Raw genomic sequence first — 17,722 nt, 5'->3', positions numbered from 1 at the left:
GCGGCCCTGCACGACGGCCCCGCACGACGGCCCCGGCCGGGCGGCTCGGGCTCACACCGGCCCCTGCTGGTCGGCCGGTCGGCCCGCACGCTTCGGACGACGTGAAAGGCGAGGAAGACCGTGAACGGTTCGCACGGCGCCGCCGTCAGCGCGGCGGACTTCGGACTCCAGGGGCCACGCGGCTGGGCCTTCCGCGGCATCGGCTTCGCGGCCCAGCCGGGCGCGCTCGTCGCCGTCGAGGGCCCCTCCGGGTCCGGCCGCACCTGTCTGCTGCTCGCACTCACGGGGCGCATGCGGGCCACCGAGGGCACGGCGTCCGTGGGCCGCGCCCGGCTGCCCGGGCAGCTCGCCGCGGTCCGCCGGATCAGCGCGCTCGGCCCGGTGCCGGGCGTCAACGACCTCGACCCCGCGCTGACCGTCGCCGAGCACCTGCGGGAGCGCGCGCTCCTGGAGCGGCGGTACGAGGGCTCGCTGCGCGGCCTGCTGCGCCCGCGCGCGGAGCGGGCGACCGCGTCCCGGCTGCGGATCGACACCGCGCTCGGGGCCGCCGGTCTTGACGTCGACGCGCTCCCCAAGGGCTCGCGGACGTCGGTGCGGGACCTGGAGCGCCTCGACGCGCTGCGGCTCTCGGTGGCGCTCGCGCTCGTCGGGCGCCCCCGGCTGCTCGGCGTCGACGACACCGACCTCAAGCTGTCGGACGCCGAGCGGGACGACGCCTGGGAGCTGCTGCGCTCCGTCGCCGCGCGCGGGACGACGGTGGTGGCCGTGTGCAGCGAGGCCCCCGAGGACGCGGTCGTGGTCTCGACCGCGCCCGCCGCCGAACGCCCCGACGCGACCGGCCCCACTGGCCCTACCGGTCCCACTGACTCCACCGACGACGACAAGGAGACGGCGGATGCGCTCCCCGAAGCTCGCCGCGCTTGAGCTCAAGCGCTTCGGCAGGGGCAGGCTCCCGCGCGCGGCACTCGTCGCGCTCCTGCTGCTTCCCCTGCTGTACGGCGCCCTGTACCTGTGCTCGTTCTGGGATCCGTACGGCCGCCTCGACCGGATCCCCGTAGCGCTCGTGAACGACGACAAGGGGACCAAGGTCGACGGCGACAAGCTCGCGGCGGGCGACAGCATCGTCAAGAAGCTGCGGGACAGCGAGACCTTCGACTGGCGCGAGGTGAGCGCCGCCGAGGCCCGCGAGGGCGTCGAGGACGGCACGTACTACCTCTCGCTGACCATGCCGTCCGACTTCAGCAAGCGCGTCGCGTCGAGCTCGGGCGCCTCCCCGGAGACGGGGGCCCTCCAGGTCCGCACGAACGACGCGAACAACTACATCGTCGGGCAGATCTCCCGCACGGTGTTCTCGGAGGTGCGCAGGGCGGCCTCCACGAAGGCCTCGCGCGGCTTCCTCGACAAGATCTTCATCTCGTTCTCCGACATCCACGGGGCGACGGCGAAGGCGGCCAAGGGCGCCGACAAGCTCGAAGGCGGCATCGGAAAGGCGAAGAAGGGCTCCAAGGACCTCGTCGACGGCCTGAAGAGCGCCAAGGACGGCAGCGGGAACCTCGCCTCGGGCGTCAGGAAGCTGCACACCGGCGCGGGCGACCTGGAGGACGGCTCGCGCCGCGTCGCGGACGGCACGCGGAAGCTGGCCGACCGCGTCAACGGCGAGGCGGCCAAGGTGCGGCCGTACCTGAAGGACAACGGCAAGACCCTCGGTGACAGCGCGCAGCTCGTCGCCGACTCCTCCAAGGCGGTCCGCCACAACCTGAGCACCCTGGTAGAGCGGGCCCCCAAGGCGGCCACCGACGCCAAGGAGGCCTCGGCCGCCCTGGACGGCCTCTACGAAGAGCAGTGTCGGCAGGCCCCCGAGGCCCCTTCCTGGTGCCCGAAGCTGAAGAAGGCCAAGGAGGTCGCGGCCGACGTCTCGACCATCGCCGGGGACGTGGACACGCTGGTCAAGGACCAGAACGGCGACCTGAAGCGGCTCGACACGAGCCTCGCCACGCTGCAGAAGAAGGCCCAGGGCCTCGCCGACCGCGCCCCGCACCTGGACGAGCAGCTGGAGAAGACCGTCCGGGACGTCAACACGCTCAACAAGGGCGCCGAGGACGTCGCCAAGGGCGCCAAGAAGCTGCACACGGGTCTCGGCACCGCCAAGACCGGTGCCACGGACCTGGACGCGGGCGTCGGCAAGCTGAAGACGGGCGCGAGCGACCTCAACGGCGGCCTGTTCACACTGGCCGACGGCTCCCAGAAGCTGGCGGGCGGCCTGCACGACGGCGTCAAGAAGATCCCCGACTACGACAAGAAGGACCGCGACCAGCGCACCGACGTCATGGCCGACCCCGTGCAGCTCGCCTCCCAGTCCCTGCACAAGGCGCCCAACTACGGCACCGGCTTCGCCCCGTACTTCATCCCGCTGTCCCTGTGGGTCGGCGCGATGGTGGCGTACATGCTGATCCAGCCGCTCAACCGGCGCGCGCTCGCCGCGGGCGCCGCCGCGTGGCGCGTCGCGCTCGCGGGCTGGCTGCCGGTCGCGGCCCTGGGAGTGCTGCAAGTGGCCGCCCTGATGTCCGTACTCCACTGGGGCCTCGGGCTCCAGATGACGCGGGCCGCCGGAACCATCGGCTTCCTGACCCTGGTGACGGCCTGCTTCGCGGCCATCGTGCAGTGGCTGAACGCGCGCTTCGGAGCGGCCGGGCGGATCCTCGTCCTCGCGCTCCTGATGCTCCAGCTGACGTCGGCGGGCGGCACGTACCCCGTGCAGACGAGCCCCGGCTTCTTCGGCGCGATCCACCCCTACTTGCCGATGAGTTACGTCGTCGACGCCCTCAGGAGGCTCATCACGGGCGGCGGCCTGGGCCCGGTCTGGCAGGCGTGCGCGGTCCTGGCGGCCTTCACCGCGGGCGCCCTCGCGCTCACCGCCGTCACCGCGCGCCGCAAGCAGGTGTGGACACTCGACCGGCTGCACCCGGAGCTGAGCCTGTGAACGGGACGGAACCTGTGAAAATCAGGCGCATGGAAAGCAGCGCGAGCAGCACGCGGCGTGAGGCCACCCGGCAGAAGTTGTACGAGGCCGCCGTCACCCTCATCGCGGAACAGGGGTTCTCCGCCACGACAGTTGACGAGATCGCCGAACGGGCGGGCGTCGCGAAAGGCACGGTCTACTACAACTTCGCCAGCAAGTCCGTCCTCTTCGAAGAGCTGCTGCGGCACGGCGTGGGCCTGCTCACCGCCTCCCTGAAGGACGCCGCGGAGCGGACCGTCCTGGAGGGCGGCAGCAAGGTCGACGCCCTGGACGCGATGATCCGCGCGGGTCTCCTCTTCATCGACCGCTACCCGGCCTTCACCCAGCTGTACGTCGCCGAGCTGTGGCGCACGAACCGGGCCTGGCAGTCCACCCTCATGGTCGTCCGCCAGCAGGCCGTCGCCGTGGTCGAGGACGTCCTGCGCGCGGGCGTGGCGAACGGCGAGCTCAGCGAGGAGATCGACATCCCCCTGACGGCGGCGGCCCTCGTGGGCATGGTCCTGGTGGCCGCGCTCGACTGGCAGTCGTTCCAGCCGGAGCGCTCGCTCGACGACGTGCACGCGGCGCTGTCCCGGCTGCTCCAGGGGCGGGTGAGCGGCAGCCGCTGACCCCGGGCGGGCTCCGGTTCACCCGTTCGTACGCATCCCCCGGCACGTGGCGCCGGTCCGGTGCGGCCTGGCACAGGCACACCGGACCGGCGCTTTCTCGGCCCCCCGTGCGACCCCCGTGGTCGTTCCCCCGGTCGCCCCCGTGACCTCGCTCCCGCCCCGTAGGGGCAGGAGGAGCGGCCAAGGGCGCCGCCCCGTTCCGCCGCCCCGTGTCGGCGGTGCCGGTGCCGCGCCCTTCTCCGTGTCATCACTCTCCCGTCCGCGCACGTCGGACCCCATCCGCGCGCGTACTCATCTCCACCTCTAGGTACGGATACTCAGGCCCGGGTGCTCACGCGCAGGCCGGAACGTCGCTTGCTACTTGCGATCACGTCCGTGTCCGTGCCTCGCCGTCCCCTTCCGGGCCTTGATCCGGGCCGCTCGGTCGGCGTGATTCGTGGTGAAGGCCTGGGCGAGCTGAGTGGCCAGGGCGGCGAACACACCCACCGCGAGGAGCCCGTACGGGATCGTGAAGACCCTTCCAAGGGCGGTGGCGGGAGCCAGGTCCCCGTACCCGATCGTCAACCCGGTGCACACCGCGAAGTAATAGGAGTCCAGCACGCCCCACCCCTCCTGGTGCGCGTAGAAGAAGGTGGCCGAGGTCCACAGCAACGCGAGCGTCCAGGCCGTTCCCCGGAACGCGGGCCTTCCCCAAGCCGTACGCAGCGCGCTCCCGAGCCGCACGAGCATGACCACAAGACCGAACACGCCCGCACCGTAGTCCTCGCCCCGCGGCGCTCCGCGCATTGCCGCGGTCCCCGTGCGTGTCGCCCGCGGCGCCGGACGCCGCGCGCCGGTTCTCGATGGCGTACCGCGTGCCGCTGCATGATCCTGGGGTGGTGCTGAACCGTGCTGAATCCCTCGCCCGCCTGCCGCGCGTTCCCGCGGGCCGGTGACCTTGTGAGTGTCCTCCCCCTGGTGTTCACCAGCGGCTGGGCCAGCGGGATCAACGCCTACGCGGTGGTCCTGCTGCTCGGCGTCTTCGGTGCCACGGGGGTCTCCGACGACGTGCCCGAGGCCCTGCAGAGCCCGGGGGTCCTGATCGCCGCGGGCGTGCTCTTCGCCTGCGAGGCCGTCGCCGACAAGATCCCGTACGTGGACTCGGTATGGGACGCCGTGCACACGGTCGTCCGGCCGCTGTCCGGCGCCTGGGTGGGCGCGCTGCTCGCCGGGCAGAGCGGCTCGCTCCCGGACGTGGCGGCGGGCGCCATCGGCGGCTCCACGGCCCTGGCGAGCCACGCCGTCAAGGCCGGGACGCGGATGGCGGTCAACACCTCGCCGGAGCCGTTCAGCAACGCCATCGTGAGCACCGCGGAGGACCTCGGCGTCGGCGGGGTGGTCAGCTTCGCGATGTTCCACCCCGAGGCCGCGGCGGTCATCGCGGGCGTGCTGCTGCTCATCGGACTGGTGCTGCTCGCCTTCCTCGCCTCGCGCATCCGCCGGTTCCTGCGGCGCAGGGCGCAGCGCCGCGAGGAGCGCCGCCTGGCCGCCGCGGCGGGACGGCCACCGGTGCGGCCGCCTCCCGGGCCGCGCCCCCGGCAGGGCGGGAGGCCGTAGGGGCGGGCGGCCGACGGCGTTGTCAGTGGCGGCGGATAAAGTCCCTGGCATGGCACGGATTGTGGTGATCGGCGCCGGGATGGGCGCCATGACGGCCGCCGCCCGGCTGGCCGTCGCGGGCCACCGGGTGGTGGTGCACGAGCGCGCGGAGACGTACGGCGGCGCGGTCGGCCGCGTGGAGCGCGACGGCTTCGGCTTCGACACGGGCCCGGCCCTGCTGCACCTGCCCGCGGTCTACCGCGACCTGTTCGTGAAGACGGGCAAGCAGCCCCTGGAGGACTGCGTCGAGCTGTCGCAGGTCGAACCCGCGGTCCGGCACGTCTTCGCCGACGGCACCACGACAGACCTGCCGAACGCCTCGCGGGCGGGCGTCAGCGAGGCCCTGGACACGGCTCTCGGCTCCGGCGCGGGCGCCCAGTGGTCGGCGTTCATGAACCGCGCGCGGGAGGCCTGGGACCGCACCCGCCGCCCCCTCCTGGAAGAGCCCCTGTGGCCGAACTGGCAGGTGCTCGCCGAGCGCGAGCCCTACCCCTCGGTCCCCCGGCGCCGCCTGCTGCGCAAGGAGCTGCGCGCGGCCACGCTCGCCGAGATCGGCGCCTTCGAGCTGGGCGGCGAGCCCCGGCTGTGCGCCCTGCTCGAGCACTTCGCCCTGGCCCACGGCCTCGATCCGCGCACGGCACCCGCGAGCGCGGCCGTCCTGCCCTATCTGGAGCAGACCTTCGGTGCCTGGTCGGTGCGCGGCGGCCTGCGCGCGCTCGCCCGTGCGGTGTACGAGCGGTGCCTGGCCCGCAGGGTCGAGTTCGTCTTCGGCTCGGCGGTGGCGCGGATCGTGGTGAAGGACGGCCGCGCGGCGGGCGTCGGCCTCGCGGACGGCACCCTGGTGGACGCGGACTTCGTGGTGGCGGGCGTCCCGCCGCGCGCGCTTGAGGCCCTGCTGTCCGACGCGGCCGGTCCGGGCACGGAGACACCGGTGCGCGCTCCCGGCGACGTCCCGGCGCGGACGGGCCTCCCCAGCCGTCTCACGGTCCTGCTGGCCCTGCGTGGGGCCCGCCCCGCGGGCACCCCGCACCGCACGGTGCTGCACACCCCGGACCGCGCGGACGAGCTCGACCGGGTCTTCGGGCCGCGCCCTGGGCTCCCCGCCGCCCCGACCCTCGCCGTCCTGCGCCCGGACGACGAGACGGGCAGACCGGACGCGGACCACGAGGCCGTCACCCTGACCGCCACGGTCCCGGCGGGCGCCACCGTCACGGACGCCGACGTGAAGGCCCTCGTCGAGCGCGCCGAGATCGCCGTCCCCGGCCTGCGCGACCGCCTCCTGTGGCACGAGGTCCGCACCCCGGCCGACGTCGAGGCGGCCACCGGCGCCGAGGGCGGCGCGGTCCCGCCGCCCGCTCTCGCGGCGGCGGGCGGACACCTGCTGCACCCCGCCAACAGCACGGCCGTGGCAGGCCTGTTCGCGGCCGGGGGCTGGGCGCACCCCGGCGGCGGCCTGCCGCACGCGGGCATGTCCGGCACGCTGGTCGCCGGGCTGATCGTGGAGGGGCCGGAGTTCCGCGGCTCCCAGTGAGCCGGGCGGGCCGGGCCCGAGGGCCCGGCCGCTTCAGTACCGGTACTGCTGCTCGCCGTTGTACCCCGGCTCGTGGCCGAAGACGTTCCGCTGGTCCGGCTCGCCGTCGGCGGGGTCGAACGGCGGGTACGGAGGCTGTTCGAGCGGCGGTTCGGCGCCGTAGGGCGCGGCGTCGCCGGTGCGCTGGTGCGGCACCCACACGCCGCCGGGCGGGGTGTCCTGGTAGCCCGTGCCGTACGCGTCCCCGCCGTAGGGCGCGTAGGCGGCCTTGTCGGCGTAGGCGTCGTAGCTCGGCTGGGCGCCGTAGGTCTGCGGGCCGATGTACGGGTCGGAGTAGGCGGCGTAGCGCTGCTCCCCCGTGTCTCCGTAGGCGAAGTGCAGGGGGTCCTGCGGGGCCGGTGCGCCCTGCTGGTCGTACGGGGCGTAGGTGTCGAAGGCGTAGTCGTCACCGGTGGCGGGCGGGGGCTGCGGGCCCTCGTCGTAGACGCCGTACTGGCCGGTGTCGTCGGGCATCGGCTCGGGTGCGTACACGCCGGGGCCCGCCGTCTGCACCTCCATCATGGCCGTCGACTCCAGCGCGTCCGGCTCGGCGGGGGCCTGAGGGCCCGCGGCGTCCGCGTCGTACTCCAGCTCGGAGACCTGGAGCGTCGGCTGGGCCGCGGCGGCGCCGGAGCCCGCCCTGCGGCGCTTGCTCGCACCGGGCCTGCCACCGACCGCCCAGCCGCTCGCGAAGCCGCGGCGGAACGACAGCGTCACATAGGTCTGCCCGACGGCGAAGGCGACGGCGCCCGCGGCGATCACGAGCACCGACGAAAGCAGCACCCCGGCGACCACGCCGAGGAAGCCGACGAACGCGAGGAGCCGCCAGCGCAGCCGCGCCTTGTACTGCAACAGCACCTCGCCGAGCAGCCACAGCGCGACCGCGCCGAACGCGCAGTAGAGGACCGTCAAGCCCATGTACGCCCCTCTCCCCTGCGGTCGCCGCGCGGGTACGACCGGTCAGGCCTGCTGGTGGTGCAGGCCCAGGTTCTCGTAGATCTCCAGCGTCGCCGTGGAGTTGTTCAGCGTGATGAAGTGCAGCCCCGGGACGCCCTCGGCGAGGAGCCGCGCGCAGAACTCCGTCGCGAACTCGATACCAATGGAGCGTACAGCGGCGGGATCGTCCTGCGCCGAGAGGATCCGCTCTTTGAGGGCGGGCGGGAAGTCCGCGTTGCTGAGCTGCGGCAACCGCTCCAGCTGGCGCACGTTCGTGACCGGCATGATCTCGGGGATGATCGGCGTCTCGCAGCCCGCCGCGGCGACGCGGTCGCGCAGCCGCAGGTATTCCTCGGGGTGGAAGAACATCTGCGTGATCGCGTAGTCCGCGCCCGCGCGGCACTTGTCGACGAAGTGCCGGACGTCGGAGTCCCAGTCGGTCGAGCGCGGGTGCATCGCAGGGAAGGCCGCGACGCCGACGCAGAAGTCGCCGGACTCCTTGATGAGCCGGACCAGTTCGGCGGCGTAGGTAAGCCCTTCGGGGTGTTTGCCCCATTCGCCCATCGGGTCGCCGGGCGGGTCCCCGCGCAGCGCGAGCATGTTGCGGATCCCGGCGTCCGCGTACTGCCCGATGATGTTGCGCAGCTCGGCGACCGAGTGGTCGACGGCGGTGAGGTGGGCGACCGGGGTGAGCGTCGAGTCGGCGACGATCTGCTGGGTCTCCTTGACCGTGCCCGCGCGCGTGGAGCCGCCGGCTCCGTACGTCACGGACACGAAGCTCGGCGCGACCGCCTCGACCCTGCGCAGCGAGTTCCACAGGTTCCGCTCGCCCTTGGGGGTCTTCGGCGCAGAGAACTCGAAGGAGTACGTGGTCTTGCCGGTCGCGAGCATGTCGCGCACGGTGCGTGCGCGGTCCGTCCTGGTGGAAGCAGTGCCTAGGGCCATACCGGCAGGTTAGCCAGGCCACGCCGGTCGCCCAACCAAAGGCGGGTGATATGTCCATTTGGTCAGCTTGTTGTCCGCTCCTCGGACACCCACAAGCTATTGATCAGACGGGTGTACGTACATATTGATGCGACCGGGGTACCCCTCGGTCCTCATGCCCCCGTCGTATGCCACGGCCACGGGGGCGCCGCCGTCCCGCGTACGCCACGGCCGTGGGCGCCGCCGTCCCGTCAGACGGTACGCAGCCGCTTCGCGAGGTCCGCCGCGGCGGCGCCGGGGTCGTCCGCCTCCGTGATCGCGCGCACGACGACCACTCGGCGGGCGCCCGCTTCGAGCACTTCGTCCAGATTTGTCGCGTCGATGCCGCCGATCGCGAACCAGGGGCGGTCCGTGCCGAGCCCGGCCGTGTAGCGCACGAGGTCCAGGCCCGGGGCGTGGCGGCCCGGCTTCGTGGGCGTCGGCCAGCACGGTCCTGTGCAGAAGTAGTCCACGCCCTCCTGGGCGGCGGCCGCGGCGGCCTCCTCCTCGGCGTGCGTGGAGCGGCCGACGACGACGTCCGCGCCGAGGATCGCGCGGGCCGCGGGCACGGGCAGGTCGCCCTGGCCCAGGTGCAGCACGTCGGAGCCGATGGCGTGCGCGACGTCCGCGCGGTCGTTGACCGCGAGGAGCTTGCCGTGGCGGCGGCAGGCGTCGGCGAAGACCCGGAGGTGCTCCAGCTCCTGTGCGGCCTCCATGCCCTTGTCGCGCAGCTGCACGATGTCCACGCCGCCCGCCAGGACGGCGTCCAGGAACTGCGGGAGGTCCCCCTGGCGCTCGCGCGCGTCCACGCACAGATAGAGCCGCGCGTCCGCGAGCCGGGCGCGTGCGGAGCCGCCCGCCGTGTCGGTGGCCATGGAGCGTTCCCCCCGATGTCGGTGGCGTACGGGCCAGGTGGCTGCCCGGGCCCGTACGCCAGATGGTTGTCAGGTCAGACGGCGAGCGCCTGCGCGCGGCGCTTCACCTCCGTGCCGCGATTCTCGCTCAGTGCCTGCGCGGGGGTGCCGGGCAGGGTCGGGTCGGGGGTGAAGAGCCACTCCAGGGCCTCTTCGTCGGAGAAACCGTCGTCCCGCAGGAGCGTCAGCGTTCCGGACAGGCCCTTGACGACTTTGTCGCCGTCGATGAAGGCCGCCGGAACCTGAAGCGTCCTGTTCTCACCGCGGCGCACGGCGATCAGCTGGCCCTCCTTGACCAGCTGCCGCACGCGCGTCACCTCGATGTCGAGCATCTCCGCGATGTCGGGGAGGTGGAGCCAGGCGGGGACGAGAGCATCGGTCTTTGCGTCAATCTCGGTCACAGATCAAGCGTGCCACCTCCGGCCGGGGGCCGGTAGCGGGGGGCCGGGGCTTCGCCGCTCGGGCCCGTGTGCTGGGGCGCCCGGGCGTGCGCGGCCGCGCCGCGCGCGGGGGCCTCAGGAGCGGATCGCCTTCTTCAGCGGGACCGCCGGGTCCGTGACCAACGTCGCGTCCATCGGGGTGGCCGCGTCGATCAGCTTCCTCGCCTGGGCGAGGTCCCGGGGGCGGCCCACCGCGAGGACGGCCACCAGGGCGCCGTCGCGGAGCCAGCAGACCGTCCAGGACGGGGTCGCGGGGTCGCCGCGCCAGATCAGCTCGTCGGCGGCCGCGTGATGGCCCGCGTACTGGACGAAGCGGCCGAACTGCTCGGACCAGAAGTACGGCACCGGGTCGTACGCCTCCGGGGCCCCGCCGACGATGTCGGCGGCCACCGTGCGCGGCCCCTGCACGGCGTTGTCCCAGTGGTGGACGAGGAGCCGCTCGCCGTAGCGGCCCGAGGGGAAGGACGCGCAGTCGCCGACCGCGTACACGTCGGGCGCGGAGGTGCGGAGCCGGTCGTCGGCCACGACCTCGTGGTGGACGCCGAGCTCGATGCCGGAACCGGCGAGCCAGGCCGTCGCGGGCCGAGCCCCGATGCCGACGACGACGGCGCCCGCGGGCAGCCTGCTGCCGTCGTCGAGGAGGACCGCGCCCGGCTCGACGCGCGCCACGCGCGCGTGGGTGCGCAGGGCCGCGCCCGCCTCGGCGTACCAGTCGGCCATCGGGGCCGCGACCTCGGCGGGCAGCGCGCCCGCGAGCGGCCGCCCGGAAGCCTCCACGACCGTCACGGCACAGCCCGCGTCGCGCGCGGCCGTGGCGAACTCCGCGCCGATCCAGCCCGCGCCGACGACCACGACGTCGTGCTGCTCGGCGAGCACCGGCCGCAGCCGCTCCGCGTCGTCGAGCGTGCGCAGCAGATGGACCCCGGGCACGCCGTCCGAGCCGGGCAGGCGGATCGGTTCGGCACCGGTGGCGAGGACCAGGCTCTCGTACCCGACCGGGCCCGCCGCCGTGTCCAGCTCGTGGTCCGCGGGACGGACGCCGGTGACCTCGACGCCGAGCCGCAGCTCGATGCCGAGGCCCTCGAAGTCGATGTCGAAGGCCGAGCCCTCGGCCTTGCCGAGGAGCACCGCCTTGGACAACGGCGGCCTGTCGTACGGCTGGTGCGGCTCCGCGCCGATCAGGGTGACCGGGCCGGTGAACCCCCGTTCGCGCAGGGCCACGGCCGTCTGCACCCCGGCCATGCCCGCGCCCACGATGACGACCCGCTGTCCCGCCCGCTTCCGCTCTTCGCTCACCCGATCAACTGTAGGACGGCCCCCGGCGCCCGCACACGACGGGCTTACCGGCCCGGCGGGCGACGGGCTAGGGTGGCCGGTGCAGAGCACTCGCGGGAGCCCGGACGACCGGGCTGAGAGGGAGGCTGAAACGGCCTCCGACCGTACGAACCTGATCCGGGTCATGCCGGCGAAGGGAGGGGCTGGACGCCCATGCGTTCCCGTACGAAACCACCGAACGCGTCCGTTTCCCGTACGTCACCTACTCGTACGTCACCACCGTCCGCCGGGCCGACGGACGTCCTGGTCGTCGGCGGTGGCGTCATCGGCCTGGTCACGGCCTGGCGGGCCGCGCGGCGCGGCCTGTCCGTCACGGTCGTCGACCCCGAGCCCGGCGGCGGCGCCGCTCAGGTCGCGGCGGGCATGCTGGCCGCCGTCACCGAACTGCACCACGGCGAGCAGACGCTGCTCGGCCTGAACCTGGCCTCCGCCCGGCGCTATCCGGACTTCGCCGCCGAGCTGACGGAGGCGTCCGGCGCGGACATCGGCTACCGCGCGTGCGGCACGCTGGCCGTCGCGCTCGACGCCGACGACCGCGCCCACCTGCGCGAACTGCACCTCCTCCAGCAGCAGTCGGGCCTGCGCTCGGAGTGGCTCAGCGGCCGCGAGTGCCGCCGCCTCGAACCGATGCTCGCCCCCGGAGTGCGCGGCGGCCTCCGCGTCGACGGCGACCACCAGGTCGACCCGCGCCGGCTCACCGCCGCCCTCCTGGTGGCGTGCGAGCGGGCCGGGGTGGCCTTCACGCGCGCGTGGGCGGAGCGGCTCGTCGTCGCCCGGGACCGCGCCACCGGCGTCGTCCTCGCCGACGGCAGCACGCTCGGCGCCGGGCAGACCGTCCTCGCGGCGGGCAGCCTCAGCGGCCGTCTCGCCGGCGTCCCGGATCACGTCCTGCCGCCGGTGCGGCCCGTGAAGGGACAGGTCCTGCGGCTCACCGTGCCCGAGCGGTACGCGCCGTTCCTGAGCCGCACCGTGCGCGCCGTCGTCCGCGGCAGCCACGTCTATCTGGTGCCGCGGCTCAGCGGCGAGCTCGTCGTGGGCGCGACCAGCGAGGAGCTCGGCTGGGACACCACGGTCACCGCGGGCGGCGTCTACGAGCTCCTGCGCGACGCCCACGAGCTGGTCCCCGGCATCACCGAGCTGCCGCTCACCGAGACCCGGGCCGGGCTGCGGCCTGGCTCGCCCGACAACGCTCCGCTGCTCGGGCCCACCGCCCTGCCCGGCCTGCACCTGGCCACCGGCCACTACCGCAACGGCGTGCTCCTGACCCCGGTCACCGGCGACGTCATGGCACACCTCCTGACCACCGGCGAACTGCCCGACGAGGCCCGGCCGTTCACGCCGCTGCGCTTCGCCGCGGCCGCCCCCGCCCCGCCCAAGGACCTTTCGGAGCTGCCCGTATGACCACGCCCTCCGCCGCCTTCGCCCTGTCGGTCAACGGCGAGGCACGCGACGTCGCCGCGGGCACCACGCTCGACGCCCTCGTCGCCGAGCTGACCACCGCGCCGTCCGGCGTGGCCGCGGCCCTCAACGAAACCGTCGTCCCGCGCGCCCGGTGGGCCACCACCGTGCTCCGGGACGGCGACCGCGTCGAAGTCCTCACCGCCGTCCAAGGAGGCTGACGACATGGCGGACGACCCCCTCGTCATCGGCGGCCTCACGCTGTCGTCCCGGCTGATCATGGGCACGGGCGGAGCGCCGAGCCTCGACGTCCTGGAGCGCTCCCTGGTGGCCTCGGGGACGGAGCTGACCACCGTCGCGATGCGCCGCGTCGACCCGGGTACGCACGGCTCCGTCCTGTCCGTCCTGGAGCGCCTGGGCATCCGCGTGCTGCCCAACACGGCGGGCTGCTTCACCGCGGGCGAGGCCGTGCTCACCGCGCGCCTGGCGCGCGAGGCGCTCGGCACGGACCTGGTGAAGCTGGAGGTGATCGCCGACGAGCGCACCCTCCTGCCCGACCCCGTGGAGCTGCTCGACGCCGCGGAGACGCTCGTCGACGACGGCTTCACCGTCCTTCCGTACACGAACGACGACCCCGTGCTCGCCCGGAAGCTGGAGGACGTCGGCTGCGCGGCCGTCATGCCGCTCGGCTCCCCCATCGGCTCCGGGCTCGGCATCCGCAACCCGCACAACTTCCAGCTCATCGTGGAGCACGCGCGCGTGCCGGTGATCCTGGACGCGGGGGCGGGGACGGCGTCCGACGTGGCGCTCGCGATGGAGCTGGGGTGTGCCGGGGTGATGCTCGCCTCCGCGGTGACGCGGGCGCGGGAGCCGGTCCTCATGGCGGAGGCCATGAGCCACGCGGTCGTCGCCGGGCGCCTCGCCCTGCGGGCCGGGCGCATCCCCCGGCGGCACTTCGCCGAGGCGTCGTCCCCCGCGGCGGGCCTGGCCGCCCTGGATCCGGAGCGGCCCGCCTTCTGAGCCGCGGGCTCGGTCACAGCTCCGCTGCAGTCTGCCCCGGGCGGGGCCCGGGGCGGCTCCGGTGTCGGTGGCGGCTCGTAGACTCCCAGCGTGGACACGACCCTTAAGGACCCCCTCGTCGGGCAGGTGCTCGACGGGCGGTATCGCGTGGACGGGCGGATCGCGGTCGGCGGGATGGCCACGGTCTACCGGGCCGTGGACACCCGCCTCGACCGCGTGCTCGCGCTCAAGGTGATGCACCCGACGCTCGCCGCCGACGCCTCGTTCGTCGAGCGCTTCATCCGGGAGGCCAAGTCGGTCGCCCGCCTCGCGCATCCGAACGTGGTCGGGGTCTTCGACCAGGGCACCGACGGCCCGTACGTGTACCTGGCGATGGAGTACATCGCGGGCTGCACCCTGCGCGACGTGCTCCGCGAGCGCGGCGCGCTGCGCCCGCGCGCCGCCCTCGACATCCTGGAGCCGGTCCTCGCCGCCCTCGGCGCCGCGCACCGCGCCGGGTTCGTGCACCGCGACATGAAGCCCGAGAACGTCCTCATAGGAGACGACGGCCGCGTCAAGGTCGCCGACTTCGGCCTCGTCCGCGCGGTGGACTCGGTGACGAACACCACGGGCACCGTCCTCGGCACGGTGTCGTACCTGGCCCCCGAGCAGATCGAGCACGGCACGGCCGACACCCGCGTGGACGTGTACGCGTCCGGGGTCGTCCTGTACGAGATGCTGACCGGCGCCAAGCCGCACTCCGGCGACTCCCCCGCCCAGGTCCTGTTCCAGCATCTGAACGAGGACGTGCCGCCCCCGTCCGCGGCCGTGCCGGGCCTCGCCTACGAACTCGACGAGCTGGTCGCCACGGCCACCGCCCGCAACGCCGACCTGCGCCCGTACGACGCGGTGGCGCTGCTCGCGCTGCTCCGTGAGGCGCGCCTCGCGCTCACCGACGCGCAGCTGGACACGGTGCCGCCGCTGGCCCGCGCCACGGAGCACACCGGCCACGACACCTCCGAGGACCGTACGAGCGTCATCCCGCGAGCGGACCGGGCGGTGCAGCTGCCGCTGCCCGCCACCCGGGACGTCGGCCGCGCGGGGCAGGACGGGCAGGACGGGCTCAACCGCACCAGCGTGCTGCGCACCCCGCCGCGCCCCGCCGGGGCACCGCCCGCCCGCCCCGCCTCCGTCAAGGAGCGCGTCCGGCAGCGGCTGCTCGCCCGGCGCGGGATAACGGTGGCGATAGCGGCCGTGCTGCTCGTCCTGGGCGTCGGCGCGGGCGTCTGGTACATCAACTCCGGCCAGTTCACGACGGTCCCCGCGGTGCTCGCCAAGACCGAGAAGGAAGCCCGCTCGCGGCTCGACGACGTCGGGCTCGACGTGCGCAAGGTCAAGGGCGCGTACAGCGACACCGACAAGCGCGGCACGGTCATCGCCACCGACCCCGGCGTCGGCGACCGCATCCGGCAGAACGGCAAGGTCACGCTGACCGTCTCGCTCGGCCCGCAGACCGTGAAGGTCCCCGACCTGGAGGGCACGCCGCTCGCCGAGGCGAAGGACAAGCTCGACGACGCCGGGCTCGGCGCCGGGATGGTCACGAAGACCTTCAGCGAGGACGTGGCCAGGGGCTCCGTGATCAGCACCGACCCCAAGCCCGGCACGGTCCGCAGGGCGGGCACCGCCGTCGCCCTCCTCGTGAGCAAGGGCAGCCCCATCGACGTGCCCGACGTCACCGGCGACTCCGAGAGCGACGCGCGCGAGGAGCTCGAAGAGGCGGGCCTCAAGGTGAAGATCGCGCCGACGCGGGTCTTCTCCGACGAGGACAAGGGGGCCGTGGCCAAGCAGTCCCCCGAGGCGGAGGAGCGGCTCGCCGGGGGCGACACGGTGACGCTGACGCTGTCCAAGGGGCCCCAGATGCTGGAGGTGCCCGACGTGGAGGGCATGAAGGTCGGCGAGGCCACGGACAAGTTGAAGGCCGCGGGGTTCGAGGTCGATGAGGACCGGGGGCTGCTCGGGATCTTCGGCGACACGGTGAAGGACCAGTCGGTGGACCCGGGCGACGAGGCCCCCAAGGGGTCGGCCATCACCATCACGATCCGCTGACCGCTGTCCCTCGCGGGGCGCCCCAGACCCGCCCCTTCCCGATCCGAGGGCTGCCGCCCCCGTGCCCCCGCCTTTTCGGCGCTCCGCGCCTCGTCCTCAAACGCCGGACGGGCTGGAAATGCCGCCGGTTGCGGCAGATCTTTCAGCCTCTCCGGCGTTTGAGGAGCGGGGGTCTGGGGACGGAGCCCCCAGTTTCGGGAAGGGGCGGGATTGGGGAGCCCCACGGCGTGACACCCTGGTTCGAATGAGCAGCAAGAAGTCCCCCATCGGCAGCCACGTCCCCGTCGCCGGCGGCCTCGCCCGCGTCGGTCTCGCCTACGCCCGAGACCTCGCCGCGGAAACCGTCCAGGTCTTCGTCGCCAACCCGCGCGGCTGGGCGACGCCCCCGGGCAACCCCGAGCAGGACGAGGCCTTCCGCGCGGCCTGCGCCGCCGAGGGGATCCCGGCGTACGTCCACGCCCCGTACCTCATCAACTTCGGCTCGCACACCGAGGCCACCGTGGAGAAGTCCGTGGAGTCGCTGCGGCACTCGCTGCGCCGCGGGCGGGAGATCGGCGCGCTCGGCGTGGTCGTGCACACCGGCTCGGCCACCGGCGGCCGGGGCCGCGACGTGGCGCTGCGCCAGGTGCGCGAGCACATGCTGCCGCTGCTCGACGAGCTGACGCACGACGACGACCCGTTCCTGCTCCTGGAGTCGACCGCGGGCCAGGGCTCGTCGCTGTGCTCCCGCACCTGGGACTTCGGCCCGTACTTCGAGGCCCTGGACGCCCATCCGAAGCTCGGGGTCTGCCTGGACACCTGCCACGTCTTCGCGGCCGGGCACGACCTGGCCGGTCCCGGCGGCGTGAAGCAGACGCTCGACCTGCTCGTGGACACCGTGGGCGAGGGCCGCCTGAAGCTGGTCCACGCCAACGACTCCAAGGACGTCGTCGGCGCGCACAAGGACCGCCACGAGAACATCGGCACCGGCCACATCGGCGCCGAGGCCTTCCGCGAGCTCCTTGCCCACCCGGCCACGGACGGCGTACCGCTGATCATCGAGACGCCCGGCGGGAAGGAAGGGCACGCCGCCGACGTGGCACGGCTCAAGGAGCTCAGGGGATAGCGCAGGGGCCCGGCCCCCGGGAAGCAGCTCCCAAAGATCTTGAGGAATACCCTGAGGGGGTATACGGTTCTTGCTCAGAGGCAGGAACCGTTATCTGACGTCGGGGGATTTGTCATGGAACACGACACGCATGCGGGGCACGGGCACCACGCGGGACATGGGCACCACACAGAGCACGGGCACCACACGGAGCACGAGCACCACGGCCACGCGGCCCACGGCGCGCACGCCCATCACGGAGGCGGCGGCAAGGTCAGCTGGTCCATGGCCGCGCAGGCGACGCTGCACTGCCTCACCGGGTGCGCCATCGGCGAAGTGCTCGGCATGATCATCGGCACCGCGCTCGGCTGGGGCAACGTGCCGACGATGACCCTCGCGATCATCCTCGCGTTCCTCTTCGGCTACTCGCTGACGCTGCGCGGCATCCTCAAGGCGGGCGTCGACTTCAAGACAGCCCTGCGGGTCGCCTTCGCCGCCGACACGCTGTCCATCGCCGTCATGGAACTCATCGACAACGGCGTGATCGCGCTGTGGCCCGGCGGCATGGACGCCCATCTGTCGGACGCGATGTTCTGGTACCTGCTCGCGATCGCGCTCGCCGCCGCCTTCGTGATCACGACACCGGTCAACAAGTGGATGATCGGCCGCGGCAAGGGCCACGCGGTGGTCCACCAGTACCACCACTGACCGGCGC

General features: G+C 73.6%; 17 protein-coding genes and 1 riboswitch. Of the genes, 11 read left to right on the top strand and 6 right to left on the bottom strand.

Going from position 1 to position 17,722, the window contains the following annotated elements:
- Positions 1–120 precede the first annotated feature (120 nt).
- From ACIG3E_RS11915 to ACIG3E_RS11905, 3 genes are read left to right on the top strand one after another with little or no spacing between them, the layout of a single operon-like run.
- A complete protein-coding gene (locus ACIG3E_RS11915) occupies positions 121–924 on the top strand; it encodes an ATP-binding cassette domain-containing protein (RefSeq protein WP_399614398.1) in 804 nt (267 codons plus the stop codon).
- The gene (locus ACIG3E_RS11910) at positions 896–2,980 is read left to right on the top strand and encodes a YhgE/Pip family protein (protein ID WP_399614395.1); all 2,085 of its coding nucleotides are present in this window, start codon (positions 896–898) and stop codon (positions 2,978–2,980) included. The genes ACIG3E_RS11915 and ACIG3E_RS11910 overlap by 29 nt, the downstream gene beginning before the upstream one ends.
- 29 nt (positions 2,981–3,009) lie before the next feature.
- Positions 3,010–3,627 (top strand): TetR/AcrR family transcriptional regulator, encoded by a 618-nt coding sequence (locus ACIG3E_RS11905; protein WP_030679400.1) that lies wholly within the window; start codon positions 3,010–3,012, stop codon positions 3,625–3,627.
- A 357-nt stretch (positions 3,628–3,984) separates the two neighbouring features.
- On the opposite strand, the gene ACIG3E_RS11900 is transcribed toward ACIG3E_RS11905, so the two are convergent.
- Positions 3,985–4,374, bottom strand: a complete 390-nt coding sequence (locus ACIG3E_RS11900) for a potassium channel family protein (protein WP_399614392.1) — start codon at positions 4,372–4,374, stop codon at positions 3,985–3,987.
- Between the two features lie 192 nt (positions 4,375–4,566).
- On the opposite strand from ACIG3E_RS11900, the gene ACIG3E_RS11895 reads away from it, so the two are divergent.
- Together ACIG3E_RS11895 and ACIG3E_RS11890 are read left to right on the top strand one after the other, a co-directional pair.
- Positions 4,567–5,223, top strand: a complete 657-nt coding sequence (locus ACIG3E_RS11895) for a DUF4126 domain-containing protein (RefSeq protein WP_399614390.1) — start codon at positions 4,567–4,569, stop codon at positions 5,221–5,223.
- 49 nt (positions 5,224–5,272) lie between these two features.
- Positions 5,273–6,793: a phytoene desaturase family protein gene (locus tag ACIG3E_RS11890; protein ID WP_399614387.1), complete on the top strand. Its 1,521-nt coding sequence runs from the start codon at positions 5,273–5,275 to the stop codon at positions 6,791–6,793.
- Between the two features lie 33 nt (positions 6,794–6,826).
- On the opposite strand, the gene ACIG3E_RS11885 is transcribed toward ACIG3E_RS11890, so the two are convergent.
- From ACIG3E_RS11885 to ACIG3E_RS11865, 5 genes are all read right to left on the bottom strand, one after another.
- Positions 6,827–7,750: a hypothetical protein gene (locus tag ACIG3E_RS11885; RefSeq protein ID WP_399614384.1), complete on the bottom strand. Its 924-nt coding sequence runs from the start codon at positions 7,748–7,750 to the stop codon at positions 6,827–6,829.
- Positions 7,751–7,792: 42 nt separating this feature from the next.
- Positions 7,793–8,713, bottom strand: coding sequence for a methylenetetrahydrofolate reductase [NAD(P)H] (metF, locus tag ACIG3E_RS11880; RefSeq protein WP_399614381.1), 921 nt, complete (start codon positions 8,711–8,713; stop codon positions 7,793–7,795).
- A gap of 230 nt (positions 8,714–8,943) precedes the next feature.
- Positions 8,944–9,606, bottom strand: coding sequence for a thiamine phosphate synthase (gene thiE / locus ACIG3E_RS11875; protein WP_399614379.1), 663 nt, complete (start codon positions 9,604–9,606; stop codon positions 8,944–8,946).
- Between the two features lie 74 nt (positions 9,607–9,680).
- Positions 9,681–10,046 (bottom strand): Rv2175c family DNA-binding protein, encoded by a 366-nt coding sequence (locus ACIG3E_RS11870; protein ID WP_030679421.1) that lies wholly within the window; start codon positions 10,044–10,046, stop codon positions 9,681–9,683.
- A 114-nt stretch (positions 10,047–10,160) separates the two neighbouring features.
- Positions 10,161–11,327 carry an NAD(P)/FAD-dependent oxidoreductase gene (locus tag ACIG3E_RS11865; RefSeq protein WP_399614837.1) on the bottom strand — a complete coding sequence of 389 codons (1,167 nt, stop codon included), beginning with the start codon at positions 11,325–11,327 and terminating at the stop codon, positions 10,161–10,163.
- Positions 11,328–11,463: 136 nt separating this feature from the next.
- Positions 11,464–11,576, top strand: a riboswitch (TPP riboswitch).
- On the opposite strand from ACIG3E_RS11865, the gene thiO reads away from it, so the two are divergent.
- The 6 genes from thiO to ACIG3E_RS11835 all read left to right on the top strand — a co-directional run bounded on the left by thiO (position 11,574) and on the right by ACIG3E_RS11835 (position 17,715).
- Entirely contained in the window at positions 11,574–12,821 is a 1,248-nt protein-coding gene (thiO, locus tag ACIG3E_RS11860; protein ID WP_399614376.1) for a glycine oxidase ThiO, read from the top strand. It overlaps the preceding riboswitch by 3 nt.
- Positions 12,818–13,039 carry a sulfur carrier protein ThiS gene (gene thiS / locus ACIG3E_RS11855; protein WP_366790792.1) on the top strand — a complete coding sequence of 74 codons (222 nt, stop codon included), beginning with the start codon at positions 12,818–12,820 and terminating at the stop codon, positions 13,037–13,039. Before thiO ends, thiS begins: the two co-directional genes overlap by 4 nt.
- Before the next feature lie 4 nt (positions 13,040–13,043).
- Positions 13,044–13,838 carry a thiazole synthase gene (locus ACIG3E_RS11850; RefSeq protein WP_399614373.1) on the top strand — a complete coding sequence of 265 codons (795 nt, stop codon included), beginning with the start codon at positions 13,044–13,046 and terminating at the stop codon, positions 13,836–13,838.
- A gap of 90 nt (positions 13,839–13,928) precedes the next feature.
- Positions 13,929–15,923 (top strand): Stk1 family PASTA domain-containing Ser/Thr kinase, encoded by a 1,995-nt coding sequence (gene pknB, locus ACIG3E_RS11845; protein WP_399614371.1) that lies wholly within the window; start codon positions 13,929–13,931, stop codon positions 15,921–15,923.
- 244 nt (positions 15,924–16,167) lie between these two features.
- Complete coding sequence (locus ACIG3E_RS11840) at positions 16,168–17,028, top strand: deoxyribonuclease IV (RefSeq protein WP_138959257.1); 861 nt, start codon at positions 16,168–16,170, stop codon at positions 17,026–17,028.
- A 114-nt stretch (positions 17,029–17,142) separates the two neighbouring features.
- Positions 17,143–17,715 (top strand): DUF4396 domain-containing protein, encoded by a 573-nt coding sequence (locus tag ACIG3E_RS11835; protein ID WP_399614368.1) that lies wholly within the window; start codon positions 17,143–17,145, stop codon positions 17,713–17,715.
- The last annotated feature ends 7 nt before the right edge of the window (positions 17,716–17,722 follow it).

Source organism: Streptomyces sp. NPDC053474 (genome assembly GCF_044544845.1).
GTDB lineage: Bacteria > Actinomycetota > Actinomycetes > Streptomycetales > Streptomycetaceae > Streptomyces.
This window is presented reverse-complemented; position numbering and strand designations above follow the sequence as displayed.

Coding starts and splice junctions, on each gene's coding strand:
- ACIG3E_RS11910 (WP_399614395.1), top strand. CDS start 896: ATGCGCTCCCCGAAGCTCGCCGCGCTTGAGCTCAAGCGCTTCGGCAGG.
- ACIG3E_RS11905 (WP_030679400.1), top strand. CDS start 3,010: ATGGAAAGCAGCGCGAGCAGCACGCGGCGTGAGGCCACCCGGCAGAAG.
- ACIG3E_RS11890 (WP_399614387.1), top strand. CDS start 5,273: ATGGCACGGATTGTGGTGATCGGCGCCGGGATGGGCGCCATGACGGCC.
- ACIG3E_RS11885 (WP_399614384.1), bottom strand. CDS start 7,750: ATGGGCTTGACGGTCCTCTACTGCGCGTTCGGCGCGGTCGCGCTGTGG.
- metF (WP_399614381.1), bottom strand. CDS start 8,713: ATGGCCCTAGGCACTGCTTCCACCAGGACGGACCGCGCACGCACCGTG.
- thiE (WP_399614379.1), bottom strand. CDS start 9,606: ATGGCCACCGACACGGCGGGCGGCTCCGCACGCGCCCGGCTCGCGGAC.
- ACIG3E_RS11865 (WP_399614837.1), bottom strand. CDS start 11,327: ATGGCCGGGGTGCAGACGGCCGTGGCCCTGCGCGAACGGGGGTTCACC.
- thiO (WP_399614376.1), top strand. CDS start 11,574: ATGCGTTCCCGTACGAAACCACCGAACGCGTCCGTTTCCCGTACGTCA.
- thiS (WP_366790792.1), top strand. CDS start 12,818: ATGACCACGCCCTCCGCCGCCTTCGCCCTGTCGGTCAACGGCGAGGCA.
- ACIG3E_RS11850 (WP_399614373.1), top strand. CDS start 13,044: ATGGCGGACGACCCCCTCGTCATCGGCGGCCTCACGCTGTCGTCCCGG.
- ACIG3E_RS11840 (WP_138959257.1), top strand. CDS start 16,168: ATGAGCAGCAAGAAGTCCCCCATCGGCAGCCACGTCCCCGTCGCCGGC.
- ACIG3E_RS11835 (WP_399614368.1), top strand. CDS start 17,143: ATGGAACACGACACGCATGCGGGGCACGGGCACCACGCGGGACATGGG.